Raw genomic sequence first — 18,325 nt, 5'->3', positions numbered from 1 at the left:
CCCGCCGGGCGAGAACCTGCAAGTTCCATGTCCCCCCGGCTTTGCGCACGTGTTCGGCAAGCTGTTCCGGATCGATGGGGTGGGGCAGACTGATGATCATGATGAGGGTGAAATAGCCGCCCAGCACCGTTTGGCTGCAGGCGTCGATATTGGCCCCCAGTTCCTCGACGGCGGAGCTCACGGTGGCCACTATGCCGGGATGGTCGTCGGACATGACATCGAGTACGTAGGCGTGTTCATAACGGCTGATCATGGACGTGAATTTCCCTCCCTACTTTTTGTGCGAGGAACACCCCTTTCAGCCGAGCTTCTGCAAAGAAAAACTTTTACTCGAACTCACCGAGATGCCGGCGGAAAGAGAGCGGCAAGACGTGACGCTGACGCGACCAGCGAGGATCGCTTTTTTGAACTCTTGTTGACGACAGGTTGGCATCACCAAACGTCGTTATTGTTCATTGTAATCATGGAAGCGCCATTCGCGGTAGATTATCGCTGGGCCTCCGGAGTCGCACGCTTGTCGTGCCCGGTGAATCGGGTTGGATCATCCAATGTTCGGAAAGGCGGACGTGACGAGCAGGTCCCTCCGGGGGCGAAATTAACCTCGGCTGGCTCGGACCGTGTAGCTGCCCGGCTGAACCGAAAAGAGGTACGCTCCATCTTCGGTGCGCGTTGTTTGGACGGGCGCACCGAAATTGTCGCGAACCTCAACCCGGCTGACGGATCGAGGCAGTCGCAAGCGAATCCACTGCGAGACCTCCGGCTTCAGCTCTGCCAGGATCGTATGCTCTTCCCATTGAATGGAGACGCCGACTTTGCCTCTGGCCCGGAGTCCTTCTACTTTGCCTGAGGGCCACGCATCCGGCAAAGCCGGCAAAAGGGAAATTTCACCACTGTGAGACTGGAGAAGCATCTCGGCTATTCCCATGGTGCCGCCGAAATTGCCGTCAATTTGAAAAGGTGGGCACGTGTCGAACATATTCGGGAGGGTGTTTTCAGCAATCAGCTCTCTGAGCAATTTGTAAGCCCGATTCCCGTCCTCGAAGCGTGCCCAGAGGCAAACTTTCCAGGCTTTGCTCCACCCTGTTCCTCCGTCTCCTCGGAACTCCAGGGAGCGGCGAGCCGCTCGGCACAATTCCGGTGTGCCCCGCGGGGTGATCTCTTCCCCGGGAAAAACCGCCCAAAGATGAGAGAGGTGTCGATGTTTGTTATTAGGATCATCCTTGTCTTCCAGCCATTCTTGAAGCTGTCCGTACTTCCCGATCTGATTGGGAGCGATCCGAGCCCGCATTTCCAAAAGCTTGTTGCGAAAATCAGGATCGACGCCGAGGATTTCAGCCGCCTTGGCGGTCGTCAAAAACAGATAACGGAGAATCTGATGGTCCATGGTGGGGCCCATGACGAGGCCGCCCTGCTCCGGAGAGTTGGAAGGCCCGGAAATAAGCCAGTGGTGTTCGCTTCGGGGATCTTCGATGAGGTAGTTGAGGAAGAATTCGCACGCTCCCTTCATGAGTGGGTACGCGCGACGCGCCAGGAATTCGCGATCCAAAGTGAATTCGTAGTGCCACCACAGGTGCTGGCAGAGCCAGGCACCGCCCATCGGCCAAATGCCGTGATTCGCCGCATTGATGGGAGCAGTCCCCCGCCAGAGGTCAAAATTGTGATGAAGCACCCAGCCCGGCATCCCGTAATGAACCTCGGCAGTTCGAGCGCCGGAGATCGCCAGCTCTTCCATAGCGGCGAAGAGCGGTTCAGTGCATTCGGACAAATGGCACACTTCGGCAGGCCAGTAATTCATTTCCACATTGATGTTCGTGGTGTACTTGGATTCCCACGGCGGGTTGAGGCTCTCATTCCAGATTCCCTGGAGATTTGCCGGCTGACTGCCAGGACGACTGCTTGCAATCAGCAGGTAACGCCCGAACTGAAAATACAGGGCCACCAGCTGTGGATCATTCTGTTTACCAAAATCACGAAGCCGGCGATCTGTGGGCTGACTGGCCGCCGGAGTTTCGGGCAGCGAGAGGTGAACGCGATCGAACAGCGCGCGATAGTCTTCCAGGTGCCGTGCAAGCAGCTTCTCGTAGGAAAGCGCAGCCGCATTCTGAATCACCGCGGTGCAACGAGCGGAAGGATCTCCGCTGACATCTCGGAAATTCCGATAATTGGTGGCTGCCGTCAGCAAAATCGTGGCAGCGTCCGCTCCCTGTACCCGTAGGGCACCATCCTCAGGGGTCACCAAGCCACCCTCCGCCAGAACTAGAGCCCGAACTTCAAAACGGATTGCGCTGGGAAGGCGTTCGCCGGTGGACCGAATCACATAGTCCGCCACCTTGCCGCGGAGCACAATTTGATTGTCAACCGCGTGAACTTCGCGCTGGCTATGGGGTGTTGTCAACGAGGCGGCAAATGCCACCGCGCTGGGTTTATCGGCGGTTATTCGAACAACGATCACCTGATCCGGGAAACTCGCAAAGACGCTGCGTGTGAATGTCACGTCACCCACGCGGTATGTCGTGAGTGCCACGGCGGATGAAAGATCCAGCTCCCTCCGGTACGAATTGACGGGACCGGTTTCACCAAAGTCTAGTTCGAGGTCGCAGCAGGGCTGATAGGGCATCTGGCGAAGCGGAATGCTCATGAAATACTCGGCCGCCAGAGCGGTAGCCTCCTGCTGTTTTCCTTCTAGCAGGAGACGTCGAATCTCGGGAAGATACTTGGCGGCACCGGGATGCGAGTAATCATGCGGTGAGCCGGCCCAGACCGTGTCTTCATTGATCTGGATCCGTTCCCGATCCGTCTTTCCGAATACCATGGCCCCCAAACGGCCGTTACCGAGGGGCAAGGCCTCGGTCCACTTGTCTGCCGGCCGTTCGTACCAGAGCCGGAGCGACTCTTCCGCGCGGAGTACCTGTCGGCCTGAATCCCTGCTGCTGACAACCGTCAACACCACACCTACTGCGGTTAAAGGCAGTAATTTTCTTGCTAAAAGCCTTCCGATCATCCACCTCATGGGAAACCTCTCACGCAGTTGCAGAAAATTCGGCTGCCGGGAAGCAACGGCCCACGATGGTCATTTCTGGCAAACTATCCCGACCAACAAAGCGGCTTGAAGCCTGGCTATCAAGAACGATTGGCAAACCGTTTTGTTGGACTCACTCGCCCGGAGTCAATGGCGGGGATCTGGGGTATCAGGTTATCAGAGTGAGCCAACGTTTTCGATGAGGGGAACCTCGTGTAAAATGAATAGGGGAGATAAACTAGGCGTCTGGTCTCACGTGATTCGGTCCGGGTTTCTGGAGAATCAGAGAGTGAACGAATACGACAACGCGATGCCGTCCATCGAAACGACAACTTCTTTGGAGCGGGCACTTCTGGCGGCACGGACTGCCGAGGAACATCGCGGGCAGGACATCGTGATCCTCGACATGCGCGAGCTGACCACGTTTTTTGATTTCTTCGTCATCGTCTCAGGAACCAGTCGCCGTCAGCTTCATGCGATGAGTGAACACATCGACGAAGCCCTCACCCAACAGGGGGCGCGGCGGCTTGGGATTGAAGGTTTTGGGGAAAGTCGGTGGATCCTGCTGGACTACGGAGACGTGGTTGTCCATCTTTTTGACCCAGAAACCCGCCGCTATTACGCCCTCGAAGATCTCTGGTCGCATGCCCGTCAGATCCCCTTCTCCCCAGGGGATGACGGTTCCGCGAGAATGGCGTCCATGTGAAGACGCTCCAGTCTTCCGTTCCTTCCCCCAACGCCAGGTCTGACCTGGTGTCGGGAGATTGTATTAATTCGGCCGTCACTCGGTGCTGAAGGAAGTTGCACGATGAACATTCTTGAGGAACTGCGAGCCCGTTTTCGTCCCGTTCTCGCCCGGCTCATATCGGATCCCGAATCGTATCTCAAATTGATCCGCCCGACCCAGGATGAGCGATTGGGCGATTACCAGGCCGACCTGGCGATGCCGTTGGCCAAGGCCCTGCGCAAAAAGCCGCGAGAGATAGCGGAGGAGATCGTCGCCGCGCTGGACGTGAGCGACATGGCCCAACCGCCCGAGATCGCCGGACCAGGATTCATCAACTTTCGACTCCGTGACGAATACTTGGGAAAATGTTTGCAGGCCCTTCTTGAGGATCCCCGCCTGGGTGTGCCACCGGTGGAAAAAGCGGAAACCATCATCATCGACTATTCCGCCCCCAACGTGGCCAAGCCGATGCATGTTGGACACATTCGCTCCACGGTGATCGGCGATGCAATTTACAGGACGTTGCGTTTCGTCGGTCATCACGTGATCAGCGATAACCACATCGGCGATTGGGGCACGCAGTTCGGCATGATCATTTACGGTTATCGTCATTTCCTGGACGAAGAAGCCTACAAGAAAAACCCGGTGGCGGAGCTTGCCCGGCTGTACCGCCTTGTGCGGCAACTCATCGATTATCAGGAAGCAGTACAGAAAATAGCTGATCTGGAAAGTCGTTTGCAGACGAAAGAACAGGAACTTGCCCGGGCAAACGGGAGTCACACCTCTCCCGCAGCCCTGAAAAAGGAAGAGAAAAAACGCCGCGGACTCCAGGAAGAAATCAAGGAGCTCCGAGAAGAGCTGGAAGAATTACAGCGCAAGCGTACCGCAGTGGAAGCGGATCCTGTTCTCTACGAGTGGGCGAAGGCGCATCCCGACATCGAACAGGAGGTGCTCCGGGAAACCGCGAAATTGCACGCGGGAGACGAAGAGAACCTCCGATTGTGGCGCGAGTTTTTACCTCACAGCTTGGACGAAATGAACAGAATTTACCGCCGCCTGGGTATCCGTTTCGATTACACGCTTGGCGAAAGTTTTTACCACGATCGGCTCGGTCCCCTGGTGGAGGAACTTCTCCAGAAGGGACTTGCGCGGGAGAGTGAAGGGGCGATTTGCATCTTTTTCCCCGATATTGAAACCCCCATGATCATCCGCAAGCAGGATGGTGCCTTCCTTTACGCTACAACAGATCTGGCAACCCTTCGCTACCGCATGGAAACCTGGAACCCGGATGCCATTCTCTATGTCGTGGATTTCCGGCAGAGTCTCCATTTTCGCCAGCTTTTTGCTGCCGCTCGCATGATGGGATACGACAAGGTGAAGCTCGTCCACGTGAGTTTCGGCACCGTGCTGGGCGAGGACGGACGACCTTTCAAGACCCGCGAAGGGGACGTAGTCGGGCTGGAGTCCCTGCTCGACGAAGCGGTTCGCCGTGCCTACCAGATCGTTTGCGCCAACGACGATGCCAAACCAACAGGACCGGAGTTGTCCGAAGAGGAGCGGCGTCGAATCGCGGAAGTCGTGGGGATTGGTGCGCTGAAGTACGCGGATCTCTCGCAAAATCGCACCAGCGACTATGTTTTCAGCTACGACAAGATGCTGGCCATGACCGGAAACACCGGCACTTACATGCAGTATGCCTACGCTCGGATTCAAAACATCTTCGCGAAAGGCGGAGTCGATGTGACCATGCTTCGCGAGCTCGACGGTCCCATCCACCTGAAACATCCGGCCGAGCGGGCTCTGGGTCAGGAGATCCTCCGCTTCCCAGAAGCCATCCAATTAGTGCTCGAGGATTATCGTCCCAATCAGTTGACGGGCTATCTGTTTTCCCTGGCCAACCGTTTTTCCACTTTTTATGAGTCCTGCCCTGTCCTACAGGCGGCAGACAGCGAGGAGCGGCAGAGCCGGTTGCTTCTGTGCGACCTGACGGCGCGGGTCATCCGCCAGGGGCTGGAGCTTCTGGGGATTGAGGTGGTTAATCGTATGTAACTCTCGCGTTATTCCTCGCCCGGGATGATCTTGGACGGCGGCATCGCATAGAGGCTTGCGCGAGGTTCAGGGAGGAAGATACTCATGACGCCGGCCAGAGAAATCACCACGATGGCGGCACGCAGCAGGCCTTCAAATCCCCACAGCTCGATGATCCAGCCCCATAGGGGAGATGCCAGAAGGGGAACCGTAATAGCCACCTGGAGTCCTGCCGTGGCCACCGCGTGTTCCTGCGCTGGGACCAACTCCAGGGCATAATTGACCGCCAGACGCGGTGTGAGAGTGGTGAAGGCCAGGGTCAAGAATGTGAACCAGATACCGCTCTCCACCCAGCTTCGGGGAAGATGGAGCATCGCTAGGCACCACGCCGGTGTCATGGCTGAACAAAACACGAGGAGAGCGAACGTAAGGCGATTTCCGAATCGATCGGCCAGCCATCCCACGAGGATACTGAACACGCCAACGCTGGCGCTCTGGGCGATCACCCAGAGGTATTGCTGGTCGGCTGAAATGTGCAGCCGCTCTCGGGCGAAAGCCTGGTAGTGGGGCACCAGCGCCAGAGAAAAGCTATACACCATGCCGACAAGCCAGAGCCCTCTCAAACCGGGGCGGGTACGAAATGACCGGATGAACGGTTCCCAAAAACTCACGGTAGAGACCCTGTGCCGAGCTCCATCTCTGCCTGGTTCGCGTAACAGCAGGCAGAGAACTCCCGACAAAATGAACAGACAGGCGCTGGTTGAGAAGACGATGTCGTAGTGGGGAAAATTGCCCGACAGCCAGGACCGCAGGACCAGCAATCCCACAAGGATTGCCGGAATCGTTCCCCAAAACGTGGAGTAGCTCATCAGTCGGCCGCGGTAGTCCGGGCGAATGAGTTTTCCCTGAACGGTGTTAAATGCGACCTGGTACAGGCCGTAGACACCGGAAAATAGGAAGTAAACCGCCAGAAAGGCCACGGCAGCGTTGCGGCGACCGATTTCTCCGTACCCCAGCGCCAGAAGGGCCATCAGTCCAAGCGGAACAGCGAGCAAACCGCAAAACATGACGAGTGTGAACCGCTTGGTGGGGACATGATCCATCAGTCGGGCCAGGAAGATCGGGAATACACCCTGTCCTGCGCGATTGAGAATCGGCAGAAATCCCCGATAGATGCCTGCCCCAGGGCCTGCGAGAAAATCGAGAAAACCCGGAAGGACAACGCTCTCGGTTTTAAACGTCCAACCCACGCGAAAAACAATCTGATGAAAAATGAGCAGCCAGAGATTGGCCCGGTGCGATACAGGATCAGGGCCGCACTCCATGTCGGGACGGGAATGCCTTTCCCGACAACCCGTTCTGCTCGCATCCAAGGGGGGAATGTCCTGCATGAGTGCGATAGCCCACCGCTACAGCCGCGAAAGGTTCACAGTCTGCTCGTATGCCCTTTGATTTTACGCCAAATTGTTCGACGGCGGGAAATCAAAGCAAAAACTTGTGGAACGTTTGCGGGGGTGGGGAGCCTTTTGCGCATGTCCTTGAAAATGCCGGCTCATACTCTCTACTGTGGCATTTGGAGCAACAATTCCAGGTAGCTTCTTCTCTCGCTCGTCTGTAGACCCAATTCGGCTGCCAGGCGACTCAAAGCGTCCCGCGCAGCCGCCATTTTTTCGTGTTGGCAGACAATCTCCAGTTCCACAAAGACCCCCAGATCGGCCACCTCGTCGAGGGAAATCTCAATGGCCCATCCTTCCCAATCCAGGAGAAATCGTTTCCGCCGCTTGGCTACCTGGCGAACCGGTCGGAATCCCAAGCGTTCCAGGAGCCTTTTCCAGCTTTCCCACGCTTCGCGGCCGTCTGCCAGGGGGAGTTCGATTTCGTCTCGAGTTTTGGAAACACTGTCGATTTTGGGGCCTTTGTACGTGATCCAGTTGCGATCACCAATTCGACGAATGCGCAGCGCTTCGTCCGTCCGCGAAAAATCACGTGCCGGATGGGCGAAGTAAAGATCGACTTCTTCGCGGACTCCCTCCGGGACGGCGTGCAGTTCACAAAGTCGCTTTTCCACACTCGCAAGATCGACGTCCCTGAACTTGAATTCCACTTCCAGCGATGCACTCATCTCTATCAGCCGTGTTCTTCAGGGCTCATCACGCCCAAATGACCGCAGTCGCTCCTACGACCGACGTACCGTAACCAGTGCGGGCAAGTGTTCAGTCCTTGATGGGTAAGGTACGATCAAGAAAAAGCTAGCTATTTGGCACAAAACCTGAATTGATGATACCAGAACAGGAGCGAAAGTTATAGTGATCATCGGAGAACTGGCGGTGTGGGCACAGCGGGCCTTGCCACCCAGACGTGCTGGCGAACACACCACCTTTCTCACAGCGCCTCACAAGAGAACGGGGAAAAGGGGACAATGAGCGCCGCAAGCCAACCGGTGGGTATCGATCTGGGAACCTGGAAGATCTGTGCTGCTTCCCTAGATGCCACCGGTCACTCTGAGATGATTCGCGATGAGAGGGGCGACACTTTTTTGCCCAACGCCGTACGCTTTACAGAGACTGACATCATCGTGGGCCGAGAAGCCAGGAATGTCATGTTTCTCTATCGTGATGAAGTGGCCTACTGGATGAAGCGGGAGCTGGGGACGGCCCTCTACAGCCGACCGATTCGCGGCCAGAAACTCCCGCCCGAGGTCATCCAGGCGTGCGTCCTGCGACGGCTTCGGGATGTCCTTCATCGCCAGATTCCGAGCGATTCACGTTGCATCTTCTCGGTCCCAGGTCACTTTGACCATTGGCGCTGCCAGGCGGTGATGGATGCCGGAGAGATTGCAGGGTTGAGTGGACTGGGGGTTGTGCAGGACCACGTTGCGGCCGTCCTCGCGTTCCTCGAGGCCACAGGTGAAAGTATCGACCGAGCCAGTTCCCGCCAACGCCTGTTTTTTGTATTCGATCTCGGGGGTGGTGCCTGCCAGATGGCCACTCTCGTTCTCCACGAAGGAGTGTGCCGAACCCTTTCTTATGAGGTGAATCCGCAGCTTTCTGGATACGATTTTGACCTGCGGTTGGGGGAGCTGGTTGCGGAACGGATGCTCGCCGAAGGTTTCTCCGATCCCCGAGGCAATCCTCTGTTGTGGAACAGGATATATGGGGCGGTCGTAGAAGCCAAGCACAATCTGAGCGCTCGCGATCGCACGCGCCTGGAGGTGGAACTCGAATCTGCCCGGTTTGAAATGGTCATCAGCCGCCAGGAATTCGAGAGCCAGTGCACCGATCTGATTGCCTCTCTGCGACGCAAGCTCACCCGGCATCTTCAGCGAGTGTCGTCCGAACCCGGTGGGTCCATTGTGCCGGTTGTGACGGGTGGAGGCGTCCGCATGCCGATGATTCAGCAAGTTTTGGGCGAAGTCTTTGGCCAAAATATTCATTTCACAGTCAACCCAGAGGAAGCGGTCGCTCGGGGAGCCGCTCTTTATGGGGCCTTGTATCTGGAAAGGTCGTGCTCTCTGTCGAAGTGTTCTGCACGGGTTTCCCCTGCGCAAAACAATTTTGCTCAGTTGAATATTGAGAGCGTTTTGCCTTTCACGCTCTTTCTGGCGCCTGACTGGGATCCGGAGGGGAAAAAAATCATCGTCGCAGGCGAGGGCACGGCTCTTCCATCGCATAGCGTGCATGAGCTTACAATTCCCCAACCGGTAGGTGGCGCGATCAGTCTCGTCCTGTGGAAAGAGATGGCTTCTCGACGTGAAAAGATGGGCCAGCTCCTCATTAGGGAAACGTCCCAGCCAGCGGGGCCTTCGGTGATTGAGTTGGAAGTAACGTGCACGAAAACTGGGGAGCTGGGGTGGACTGCTCGGTGGTCTGGCTCCACACAAAAGTTGGAAGTCGTATTTATCCCGGCATCGGGTTTAGAACGGGAAACCATCACACGATGGCGGGAAACACTGGGCTCAGCGAAGTCCTGGGGCCATGTTTCCGAGGGTTTAGCACGCACGCGCATTGCAGCAGATCAGGGGCCGGAGGAGAGTGAATCGCCCCCATATCTCCCAGCCCGGGAGGAAGCCGGGGCTCCGGCAGCCGATTCGCGCCCGATGGCGACACCGCCCTCCCGACCACGTCATCCGCGGTTAGCCGCCGCTCAGGCGCAGGGCCGATGGATGCCCCTGGAAATAGCACCGCCTGCCGTCACCCCGAAACAATATGCGCCTCCCGAACCGACAACTGTTCAGAATGTAACGGCTGAGCTACCTTTGCAGGAAAAAACGGAGAGTACAGCAGAGATCGCGCCCGCACCCGTGTTCGGGACTGGGCCGCTGATTCGACGTGATGTCGTCCGGGTTACTCGGGAAGAACTCCTCCGTGAAGAATCCCTGTCAGTTCCTGATTCGATAAAGCCGGCCGCCGTTTTCGAGGAACGCCGCCGTGAACTGTCGGCAAGTGGAGGCGCAGAAGCGGACGTGCCCCACGAACAGTTCATTGTAGAGCCGGAGCTTTCCCCATCCAGATCGGCAGGCACACGATCAAGGCGGGTTGGCGATCGCGTCCGGGTGGGGTTTGGGATCACGCTTCCCCGTGCCTTTATCGGGATTGTGGGATTTGTTGTGTCGGGACTTCTCGGCCTGGCGATCGGGTACTGGCTGGTCAGCAAACTGTTTCCCGAAAGCTGGATCCTTCGGCCGTGGTAAACGGTGGCAGCTATCCCAATGAAAAACGCTTCCCAGTCTTGGGAAGCGTGACGATATTCATCGCATAGGACACGCAAAACCAGCTTCTCAGGCGAGTGTCTTGGTCACCAGAACAACGTCCTGGTCGGCCTTTTCGTTGAATTCGAAGCCACGGTTGCGGAAAGTGGCCAGCATCCGTGTGTTATCCTTGGATGTTTCCGCAACGACTTTCTTAATGCCCCACCGCTTGGCCACTTCCAGGCAGTAGTCCGTGAGCAAACCGCCCAATCCCCGTCCGTGCCAGCGATCCGCCACGAGCACGGCATATTCCGCGACTTCGTGGTTGGCATCGGCCACAAGGCGTCCCACCCCGATAAGTTTCCGCTGGCCATCCTCTTCCACTTCCGCCACGATCGCCATTTCCCGGTCGTAATCGATGAAGCAATACCGGGCTGCCATCTCGTGGGTGGTCTGTTTGAACAGGTAACTGAAGCGGAACCAGATCGATTGCGTGGAGCAACTCGCCAGAAGCTCGTGCCACATTGGCTCGTCTTCCGGCTTGATGGGCCGAAGGATGACACGTGTCCCGTCCTTCAGTTTTCGCTCCGTGACAAATTCCTCCGGATAAGGCCGAATCGCAAGGTGGGCATACGGCCGGACACCGTGAGCCAGGATATCGCGATCCACGACAACGCGGGCGTCCAAAGCGATGACATCTTCCGGCGTGACAAGGAGCGGATTGACATCCAGCTCTTTGATTTCGGGATAGTCCGCGACCAGGTAGGAAAACCGCATGAGGACCTCGATGAGCTTGTCGATGTTAACGCCCGGCCGACCACGATATCCACGAAGCAAGGGCCACGATTTGAGGGATTCCAAGGCACGGCGAGCAAGCGTTTCATTGAGGGGTGGCAGAGCGAGGGCGTAATCACGGAAAACTTCGGCAGCTACACCGCCCATTCCCACCATGATCACCGATCCAAACACGGGATCGCGCTTTGTTCCAATGATAAGCTCGAAACTGTTGGGATAACTCACCATCTGCTGGACGGTGCAACCGAGAATCTGCGCATCGGGCCGTTTTTCCTGGGCGCGCCGAACCAGCTTTTCGAAACCCTCCCGAACGGCCTGCTCGTTGGCGATGTTGAGAAGCACGCCACCGACATCTGTTTTGTGAGTGATCTGCGGCGAGTGGATTTTCATCACAACCGGGAAGCCGATCCGCTTGGCGATTTCCACGGCCTGATCCGCGGTGCGAGCCAGGTAAGGCTTGGTGACCGGGATACCGTAGGCTTCCAGGAATGCCTTTGAGACGCTCTCCGTCAGGATCTCTGCACCCTCGGTAAGCAGACTCTCGAAGACGCCGCGGAGCCGCTGACGGTCGAAGGAGAATGACACCGGAATGTCGCGAGGCGTTTCGTGGAGCAGCGAAAGATTCCGCGCGTAGGACACCAGATGCATGAACGCGCGAACCGCCTTCTCGGGGGTTGTGTAGCAGGGGATATTGTTTTCACTGAGAACCTGCATCCCCTCGGCGACAGTTCGTCCACCCATCCACGCTCCGAGAATCGGCTTTTTGTGTTTCTTGGCCACTTCCGCCACCGCGCGGGCTGTCCCGGTGGAGTCCGTCATCGCCTGAGGCGTGAGAATGACAAACACTGCATCGACATTGGGGTCCGCCGCCACCACGTCAATCGCCTTGGCGTAACGTTCCGGTGGTGCGTCTCCCAGCACATCCACCGGGTTGTTATGCGACCAGAACGGCGGTAGAAACTCGTTGAGCTTCTGCATGGTCTCTTCGGAAAGCTCCGCCAGGTGGCCACCCAGGGCGATAAGGGCATCGGTAGTCATAACGCCCGGACCGCCGGCATTTGTGACGATGGCCACGCGGTCGCCTTTGGGCGGCTGTTGCCGGGCGAGAAGCTCGGCACAATCGAACATGTCTTCGATCTGGAAGATTCGTTCAATGCCCGCCCGCTGGAATGCGGCCTCGTAGACGGCATCCACGCCCGCCATCGCTCCGGTGTGCGACGCCGCCGCCGCCGCGGATTCTGCGAATCGTCCCGATTTGAAGGCGACAATCGGCTTCGTGCGAGCAAATGCCCGAGCCGCCGACATGAACTCTCGGGCCTCTGTAATCGATTCGATGTAAAGAATGATGGATTGGGTCTCTGTCTGTGAGCCGAAGTAGTCGATCAGATCGGCAATCGTGACATCGATCATATTGCCGACCGATACAAAGTAGGAGAATCCGATACCCTGATCAATGGCCCAGTCCAGAACCGAGGTGCACAGCGCACCAGACTGAGAAATGAACCCGATGTGTCCCTTCGGCGGCGTTGCTGCTGCAAAACTCGCATTAAGGGAAATGCCGGGGACAATAATTCCCAGACAGTTCGGTCCGATGATCCGCATGCCGGGGAATTTGGCCTGCTCTTCCAGCACCTGGTTCTCCAATTTGCGGCCCTCTTCCCCGATTTCGCGAAAACCGGCGGAAATGATGACAATTCCTTTTGTGCCGGCCATTCCCAGCTCGCGGATCAGGCCGGGCACGGTTTTCGCCGGGGTGCAGATGACAGCCAGATCGGGCGGATTGGGCAAACTCGCCACGTCCTTATAGGCGTGAATGCCCTGAACAGCCTCCCGCTTGGGGTTGACCGGGTAAACCACTCCACGGAACCCGGACCCCACCAGATTCCGCAGCACTGTGTAACCAACACTGGTGGGGGTATCGCTAGCCCCAATAACCGCCACCCGATGGGGATTGAAGATCTTATGCAGGTTTTCGATACTCACGGTCAGCTCCTACCATGTCTCCCAGAACCCCGTCCCCGTCCTCGCGGAGACGACTGTCTCTTCACACCGGAAGCACTCCTCAAAGACGCAACTGCCCACCCCTCGTAGTTCAAGATAGCCAATTTAAGAATTCGGCGAAAGTGGCACAAAATGAAAGCAGTATCGAAACTTTGCGTGATTCACTGAGTAATCCGCCTTGCGCAACTGGTGCAGTTGTGCCAAAAGATTCGTCTCTGCCAGCTCGCCTTCCGTCTCCCTCGTCAACAAGCTCTTTTAATTGTACGCCGAGTTTGAGCGGGCAGTTTTTTCCTCGTTTTGCTATTTTTGCGAACTGTTGTGCGCGGGCCGGACGGCGGACCTGTCAATTCACCCAGACATAGAAAACGGTGAGCTATCGCCTTCTTTGCCAGACCGGCCTCGACACCGCGTCGTTCGCAGTTTGGTCCGCCCGGTGTGAAGAGCCTGTGATCCAGGCATGAATTGTGACTCAATCGAGCCAGGATCGCACGCGAAAAATCGTCGATGCAAGAAAACAGCGCTGAAGCCACCCGCACTGACCCAATTCGCCGGGGTGGAAAAATGTTCGCGACAAATGGAACTTCTGCAAAATGCAAGTTGAAATTTCCGCGGAAGTGCAACGGATTCGCCAGGCGGGAGTTTGTTCCTTGACAAATCTTCGATCGTGATCTAGGGTTGTCTTGACGCCCTAATAAGGCGTCGCCCAGTTCAGGTGATGGCCGGCCGTTGGCAACCTTGACAAGCATCTCTTCTAAGAGGAACGCTGACGCCAGGATCGAAGGAGAAACGGTGGGCCACCAGATTGCCAGAAATGGCTTCTTCTGAGGTGATTAAGATAACACCTTTAATTTTGTGGGAGAAAACTGTTGTCTTATAGCGCCCACGGACTCTAAATCACCTGGGAAAATTGTCGATCGTCCACGCAGCACGGAGGAATGAGCGAAAAAAACGGGCCCAGTGGGCGGGGAACGGATGGCCTTGACGCCCGGGATATAAACCCGGCCTTCACAAACTCGATCATCAGCTAACTGGGAGGAAGTTGAGTGATGAGCCTCGCGGATGTCACGTCACCAGCAAGTTATTGGCAACCGTTGTCGTCGCATTCAGGCGGCGGGTCGGTGCAGGCTGCTGTCCGCCGCGTCCTCGCGACGATCTATCCCGAACCGTATGAAAACGAGCGGCGACAGTCACCGCGTTTTGCGTTCCCTTATCTCGTGCAACTGCAACCCCTGACTCCCGACGGCAACTCGCGGCAGGGACCTTCGCTGGTGGTGGTGGGTAAACATCTGTCAGAGACTGGGCTCGGCTTCTATCACCCGCGTCCGCTGCCCAGCCGGATCGCCTGCGTAACCCTGGAGAACGCGGGCCAGCGGGCGTCACTCCTTTTCGAGCTTCTCTGGACGCAATTTACGCAGCACGGTTGGTATGAGAGTGGCGGACGATTTCTGCGGGTCCTGGACTCCTGCTGATCGGATTCCCGGTCTGTAACTCCTCAACGTAAGCGTTTCGAACACCGGCCGATCGTTTCTCGGAATATCTTTGCCCGGCCGTCACGTTTGCACCGAAGTCGGGGAAGCTGGCGGAGTGGGGGCGGCAAGGCCGGCAAAGTTGGCGAGAAGTTTGAGTCCCAGGGCTTGGCTTTTTTCAGGGTGAAATTGAGTGGCGAAAATATTGTCCTGCCGGACCATGGAGCAGAACCGGATCTTGTACTCGGTGGTGCCGGCAACCACTTCGGCGTCGAGTGGAACCACGTAATAAGAGTGTACGAAATAGAAGTAACTCTCGTCCGGTATGCCCGTCATAAGGGGGTTGGGACATTCTTGCCGCACCTGATTCCAGCCCATGTGAGGGACGCTCCATCCGTGCGGCAACTCAAAGCGGACAACCTCTCCCCGCAACAGCCCAAAACCCGGTATTGGACCATTCTCGTAGCTTCTTTCGAAAAGGAGCTGAAGTCCCAGGCAAATTCCCAGGAAGGGGCGACCGGATTCGATGAAGCGGAGGATCGGTTTGACGAGTTCCCGCCGTTTTAGTTCAGCCATCGCATCGCCGAAGGCCCCCACTCCGGGAAGCACAAGGCGCTCGGCGTTGATCACCCGATTTGGTTCATCCGTGACCTCCGCGCGGAGTCCTAGTTTCTCGAACGCCTTTTGGACGCTCCTCAGATTACCCATGCCATAATCGACGATCGTAACGCTACCGGATGCGGGTTGAGATGCCGTCATAAGACGCTGCCCATGGTAAACAGCCTGTCCGAATAACCTCACAGATCGGTCGATTCTAGGTGCGCGATCATCTCGAGAAACCGTCTCATGGAAGGACACCGCTTTTCTTTATCGGGTTCAATGCAGGCATGGATGGCGGCCGCCAGATCGGGATGAATCTGTGGCCGATAACGTCGAATATCGGCGGGCGGCTTGTCATGGGCCATGGCCGCCATGCCGGTTGTACCGCGCTCCCAGGGAAGCTCAAATGTGAGCAACTCGTACATGCTCACTCCAAACGAGAAAATATCCAGGCGTTGATCGGTGGGGTAGCGCCGGACTAACTCAGGCGCCATGTAGTTGGGCGTCCCGCTGCGGTTCCCCGGCGCCATAAACGGCGGAGTGGCTGGTACGCTCAAGCCGAAGTCGGTCAGCTTGAGGACGCTGAAGTCCCGATTGAACATGAGGTTTCGGGGACAGATGTCCCGGTGGATGAAGCCGGCTTCGTGGACGACGGCCACCGCTTCCGCCACCTGGCGAATGTAGGGTAAGAGAGGACGCTGGAAGAGAAAGGGGCTTTTCGCCACGAGATGGCCATTCAAACCGCCACCCTCCAAATACTCCATGACCAAATAGGGTTCGTCCTTTGTCGTCCACCCGTATTCATAGGTCATCACGATATAGGGATGGACGAAGAGTGTGGCGATTTCGCCTTCGCAGGGCTTATTCAGGCCTTTGAAGCGGGCCTCGTAAGCGGCTGTTTTTTGGGGATCGCAGATTTTCAGGCCCACGATTTCGCCCCGTTCGCGATCCATCGCCACATAGAATTTGGACATCGTTCCCGCCACGCCCTCCCGAAGGATTTTGAATCGGGCGGCAATATCAACCTTCTTCCGGGGCTTGACGCCTTTGGAAGAGCTTCCGAATAACGATTGAAGGAGCTTAAGCACCATGTTTGTCCGTCGCTCATCTCCCGAGAAAGCCCCCTCGCAAACTGCTGGCCCCAATCACCCTTATGGCTAGTTTAAATGCCACTTTGCAGTTGGGCAAGAAAACCCTGAAAAAGGGTCTTGTCGTCGTGGACCCACCTCTTCGGAAGGCCTCCGGAGGGACGTGCTTGCCACGTCCACCTTTCCGAACATTGGATGATCCAACCCGCTTCATCGGGCACGACGAGCGTGCCCCTCCGAACCCCGGAGGGACCTGCTTGTCAGGTCCATTATGTTGAGGACCACCATTCTGGCAGCGGCGCGACCTCGACCCTGACGATCGTCCGGGCTGGAATTGCTGTCAGGAGGCGCAATCGTGCTGAAATAAAGAGCTCACTTTTGTAGCACAACGACCACGGGTGATCGGCCCACGCGAGGCTACGGCTTGACCTTATGGGTACACTAATAGGGTAACTCCCGAGCAGGGTGAAAGCCGGGTTTTCGCCGTCATTCGCATAGTTGCGTGAAGACAAGAGTAACGGGTCACGTGAGTCCTGGGTACAACTGCAAGGAGGATTGCGTATGGCTGATGTCGTGATCACGGTTCGTCCTAACGGCCCCTATCTGGTTCAGGGTGCAGTTCGCGTTGTGGATGTGGATGGACGTGAATTTCCCACGGACCCGTCCCGGCCGATCGCCCTCTGCCGCTGCGGACATTCCAAGGAACGTCCTTTCTGCGACGGATCCCACAAGACGTGTGGATTTCAAGCGAATGACCGTGCACCCAGCGGGGGTGGATGATCGACTTTTACAGGGGACTCTCCGGAGAATTGCGAAGGCGGGGGCGGCGTGCGGCTCTCGCTTTGTTTTTTGTGGAACGAATGGAGCGATTTTTCGGGTGTTACCGGTCGCAATTGAGGATTTTTCAGCTTTTCCAGAGCTTGCCGACCAGGTGGAAGTCCCGAAAAGCTTTTCGTAAATGCCGACCTTGACTAAACTAAAAAAGACGCCGGGGAGTTAATCCCAGGTGTTTTGGGCCAGCCATTGAAACCTGAGGGCATTGCAGGATCACGCAATCCGCACCAGCCGTGTCGTGTTGTCCGCATCCTTGCATAGCATCATTGATTGGCGGGATTGCCGGAAAGAACGTGACAATGGGGTGCCTCGCCCGAAGAGGGAGAGAAGGGTCAGCGATTTATGAGTTCCTGGATGTTTGGTGTCATCACCCATAAACCGGCGGATCTGTCACTTTCACTTCACGAGGGTTCGCCGGCTAGCAGCGGCGCCTCGTCCCCAGCCCTGGCGTGGGGAATTGGTTGGTACGAAGGGGCACGTCCGAAGATCACCAAGCAGGTGCAGGCTTCCGCTGCGCGACCGAGCAATGCCGCCCGATTTGCTCCCGGTACTTCCCGCATTTACGTGCTTTTCCTGGATGCCGGTGTTTCGGGAGATGAGGACGAGCGCAATCTCTCACCGTTTCATTATCGGAATTGGCTGTTTGCGCAGCAGGGAAATCTCAATCGCGAAGAACTTTTCCGGCTGCTCGATCCTCCGCATGCGGAGTCACTGGATGGGGAAAGCGGGGGCGAAGCCTTTTTTCACTGGATTGTGCAAAACATCAAAAAAACCCGGGACCTCGTACCAAGCCTTCTGGATTCGCTTCGCCAGGTGGGGAGTGATGGCGTGGCTTTTCACCTCAGCAATGGGCGATGGCTTTTCGCCTACCAAAGCGGCCATCACCTCTATTACCTCGAACGACGCTTTTCCACGAGCGAACACATCTTCCATTACCACGTCACGGAGCTGGAAGCAAATATCACCAGTTCTACCCTGGCCACCGAGAGCGCCATTCTGATTTCATCGAAGAAACTCAGTGACGAATCCTGGTGCGAAGTTCCGGAGAACCACCTGCTGGCCGTGACGCCCCGGCTGGAC

Annotated in this window: 13 protein-coding genes; 6 read left to right on the top strand and 7 right to left on the bottom strand. The window is 56.9% G+C overall.

Annotated elements, in window-relative coordinates; translation table 11 throughout:
• On the bottom strand, nt 1-253 hold a 253-nt coding region (locus ABJK56_RS14720; RefSeq protein WP_347245425.1), incomplete at its 3' end, for an ACT domain-containing protein.
• A gap of 342 nt (nt 254-595) precedes the next feature.
• Nucleotides 596-3,010, bottom strand: a complete 2,415-nt coding sequence (locus ABJK56_RS14715; RefSeq protein WP_347245424.1) for a glycoside hydrolase N-terminal domain-containing protein — start codon at nt 3,008-3,010, stop codon at nt 596-598.
• 298 nt (nt 3,011-3,308) lie between these two features.
• Here ABJK56_RS14715 and rsfS point away from each other — a divergent pair, with 298 nt between their 5' ends.
• Both rsfS and argS read left to right on the top strand, forming a co-directional pair.
• Nucleotides 3,309-3,725: a ribosome silencing factor gene (rsfS, locus tag ABJK56_RS14710; protein WP_347245423.1), complete on the top strand. Its 417-nt coding sequence runs from the start codon at nt 3,309-3,311 to the stop codon at nt 3,723-3,725.
• A gap of 102 nt (nt 3,726-3,827) precedes the next feature.
• Complete coding sequence (argS, locus tag ABJK56_RS14705) at nt 3,828-5,795, top strand: arginine--tRNA ligase (RefSeq protein ID WP_347245422.1); 1,968 nt, start codon at nt 3,828-3,830, stop codon at nt 5,793-5,795.
• A gap of 8 nt (nt 5,796-5,803) precedes the next feature.
• On the opposite strand, the gene ABJK56_RS14700 is transcribed toward argS, so the two are convergent.
• Entirely contained in the window at nt 5,804-7,147 is a 1,344-nt protein-coding gene (locus ABJK56_RS14700) for an MFS transporter (RefSeq protein WP_347245421.1), read from the bottom strand.
• Between the two features lie 188 nt (nt 7,148-7,335).
• Nucleotides 7,336-7,896 (bottom strand): class IV adenylate cyclase, encoded by a 561-nt coding sequence (gene cyaB / locus ABJK56_RS14695; RefSeq protein WP_347245420.1) that lies wholly within the window; start codon nt 7,894-7,896, stop codon nt 7,336-7,338.
• A 297-nt stretch (nt 7,897-8,193) separates the two neighbouring features.
• Here cyaB and ABJK56_RS14690 point away from each other — a divergent pair, with 297 nt between their 5' ends.
• Nucleotides 8,194-10,464, top strand: a complete 2,271-nt coding sequence (locus ABJK56_RS14690; RefSeq protein ID WP_347245419.1) for an Hsp70 family protein — start codon at nt 8,194-8,196, stop codon at nt 10,462-10,464.
• A gap of 87 nt (nt 10,465-10,551) precedes the next feature.
• Here the strand turns inward: ABJK56_RS14690 and acs are convergent, their stop codons facing one another.
• A complete protein-coding gene (gene acs / locus ABJK56_RS14685) occupies nt 10,552-13,239 on the bottom strand; it encodes an acetate--CoA ligase alpha subunit (RefSeq protein ID WP_347245418.1) in 2,688 nt (895 codons plus the stop codon).
• 1,064 nt (nt 13,240-14,303) lie between these two features.
• Here acs and ABJK56_RS14680 point away from each other — a divergent pair.
• Complete coding sequence (locus ABJK56_RS14680) at nt 14,304-14,726, top strand: hypothetical protein (protein WP_347245417.1); 423 nt, start codon at nt 14,304-14,306, stop codon at nt 14,724-14,726.
• Between the two features lie 81 nt (nt 14,727-14,807).
• On the opposite strand, the gene hisH is transcribed toward ABJK56_RS14680, so the two are convergent.
• Both hisH and ABJK56_RS14670 read right to left on the bottom strand, forming a co-directional pair.
• Nucleotides 14,808-15,482, bottom strand: coding sequence for an imidazole glycerol phosphate synthase subunit HisH (gene hisH / locus ABJK56_RS14675; protein WP_347245416.1), 675 nt, complete (start codon nt 15,480-15,482; stop codon nt 14,808-14,810).
• A gap of 38 nt (nt 15,483-15,520) precedes the next feature.
• The gene (locus tag ABJK56_RS14670; RefSeq protein WP_347245415.1) at nt 15,521-16,414 is read right to left on the bottom strand and encodes a serine/threonine-protein kinase; all 894 of its coding nucleotides are present in this window, start codon (nt 16,412-16,414) and stop codon (nt 15,521-15,523) included.
• Nucleotides 16,415-16,972: 558 nt separating this feature from the next.
• On the opposite strand from ABJK56_RS14670, the gene ABJK56_RS14665 reads away from it, so the two are divergent.
• Nucleotides 16,973-17,191 carry a CDGSH iron-sulfur domain-containing protein gene (locus ABJK56_RS14665; protein WP_347245414.1) on the top strand — a complete coding sequence of 73 codons (219 nt, stop codon included), beginning with the start codon at nt 16,973-16,975 and terminating at the stop codon, nt 17,189-17,191.
• A gap of 396 nt (nt 17,192-17,587) precedes the next feature.
• Nucleotides 17,588-18,325, top strand: a 738-nt coding sequence (locus ABJK56_RS14660; RefSeq protein ID WP_347245413.1) for a class II glutamine amidotransferase, incomplete at its 3' end; no start/stop codon positions are given.

Source organism: Thermogutta sp., from assembly GCF_039793925.1.
Taxonomy (GTDB): Bacteria; Planctomycetota; Planctomycetia; order Pirellulales; family Thermoguttaceae; genus Thermogutta.
This window is presented reverse-complemented; position numbering and strand designations above follow the sequence as displayed.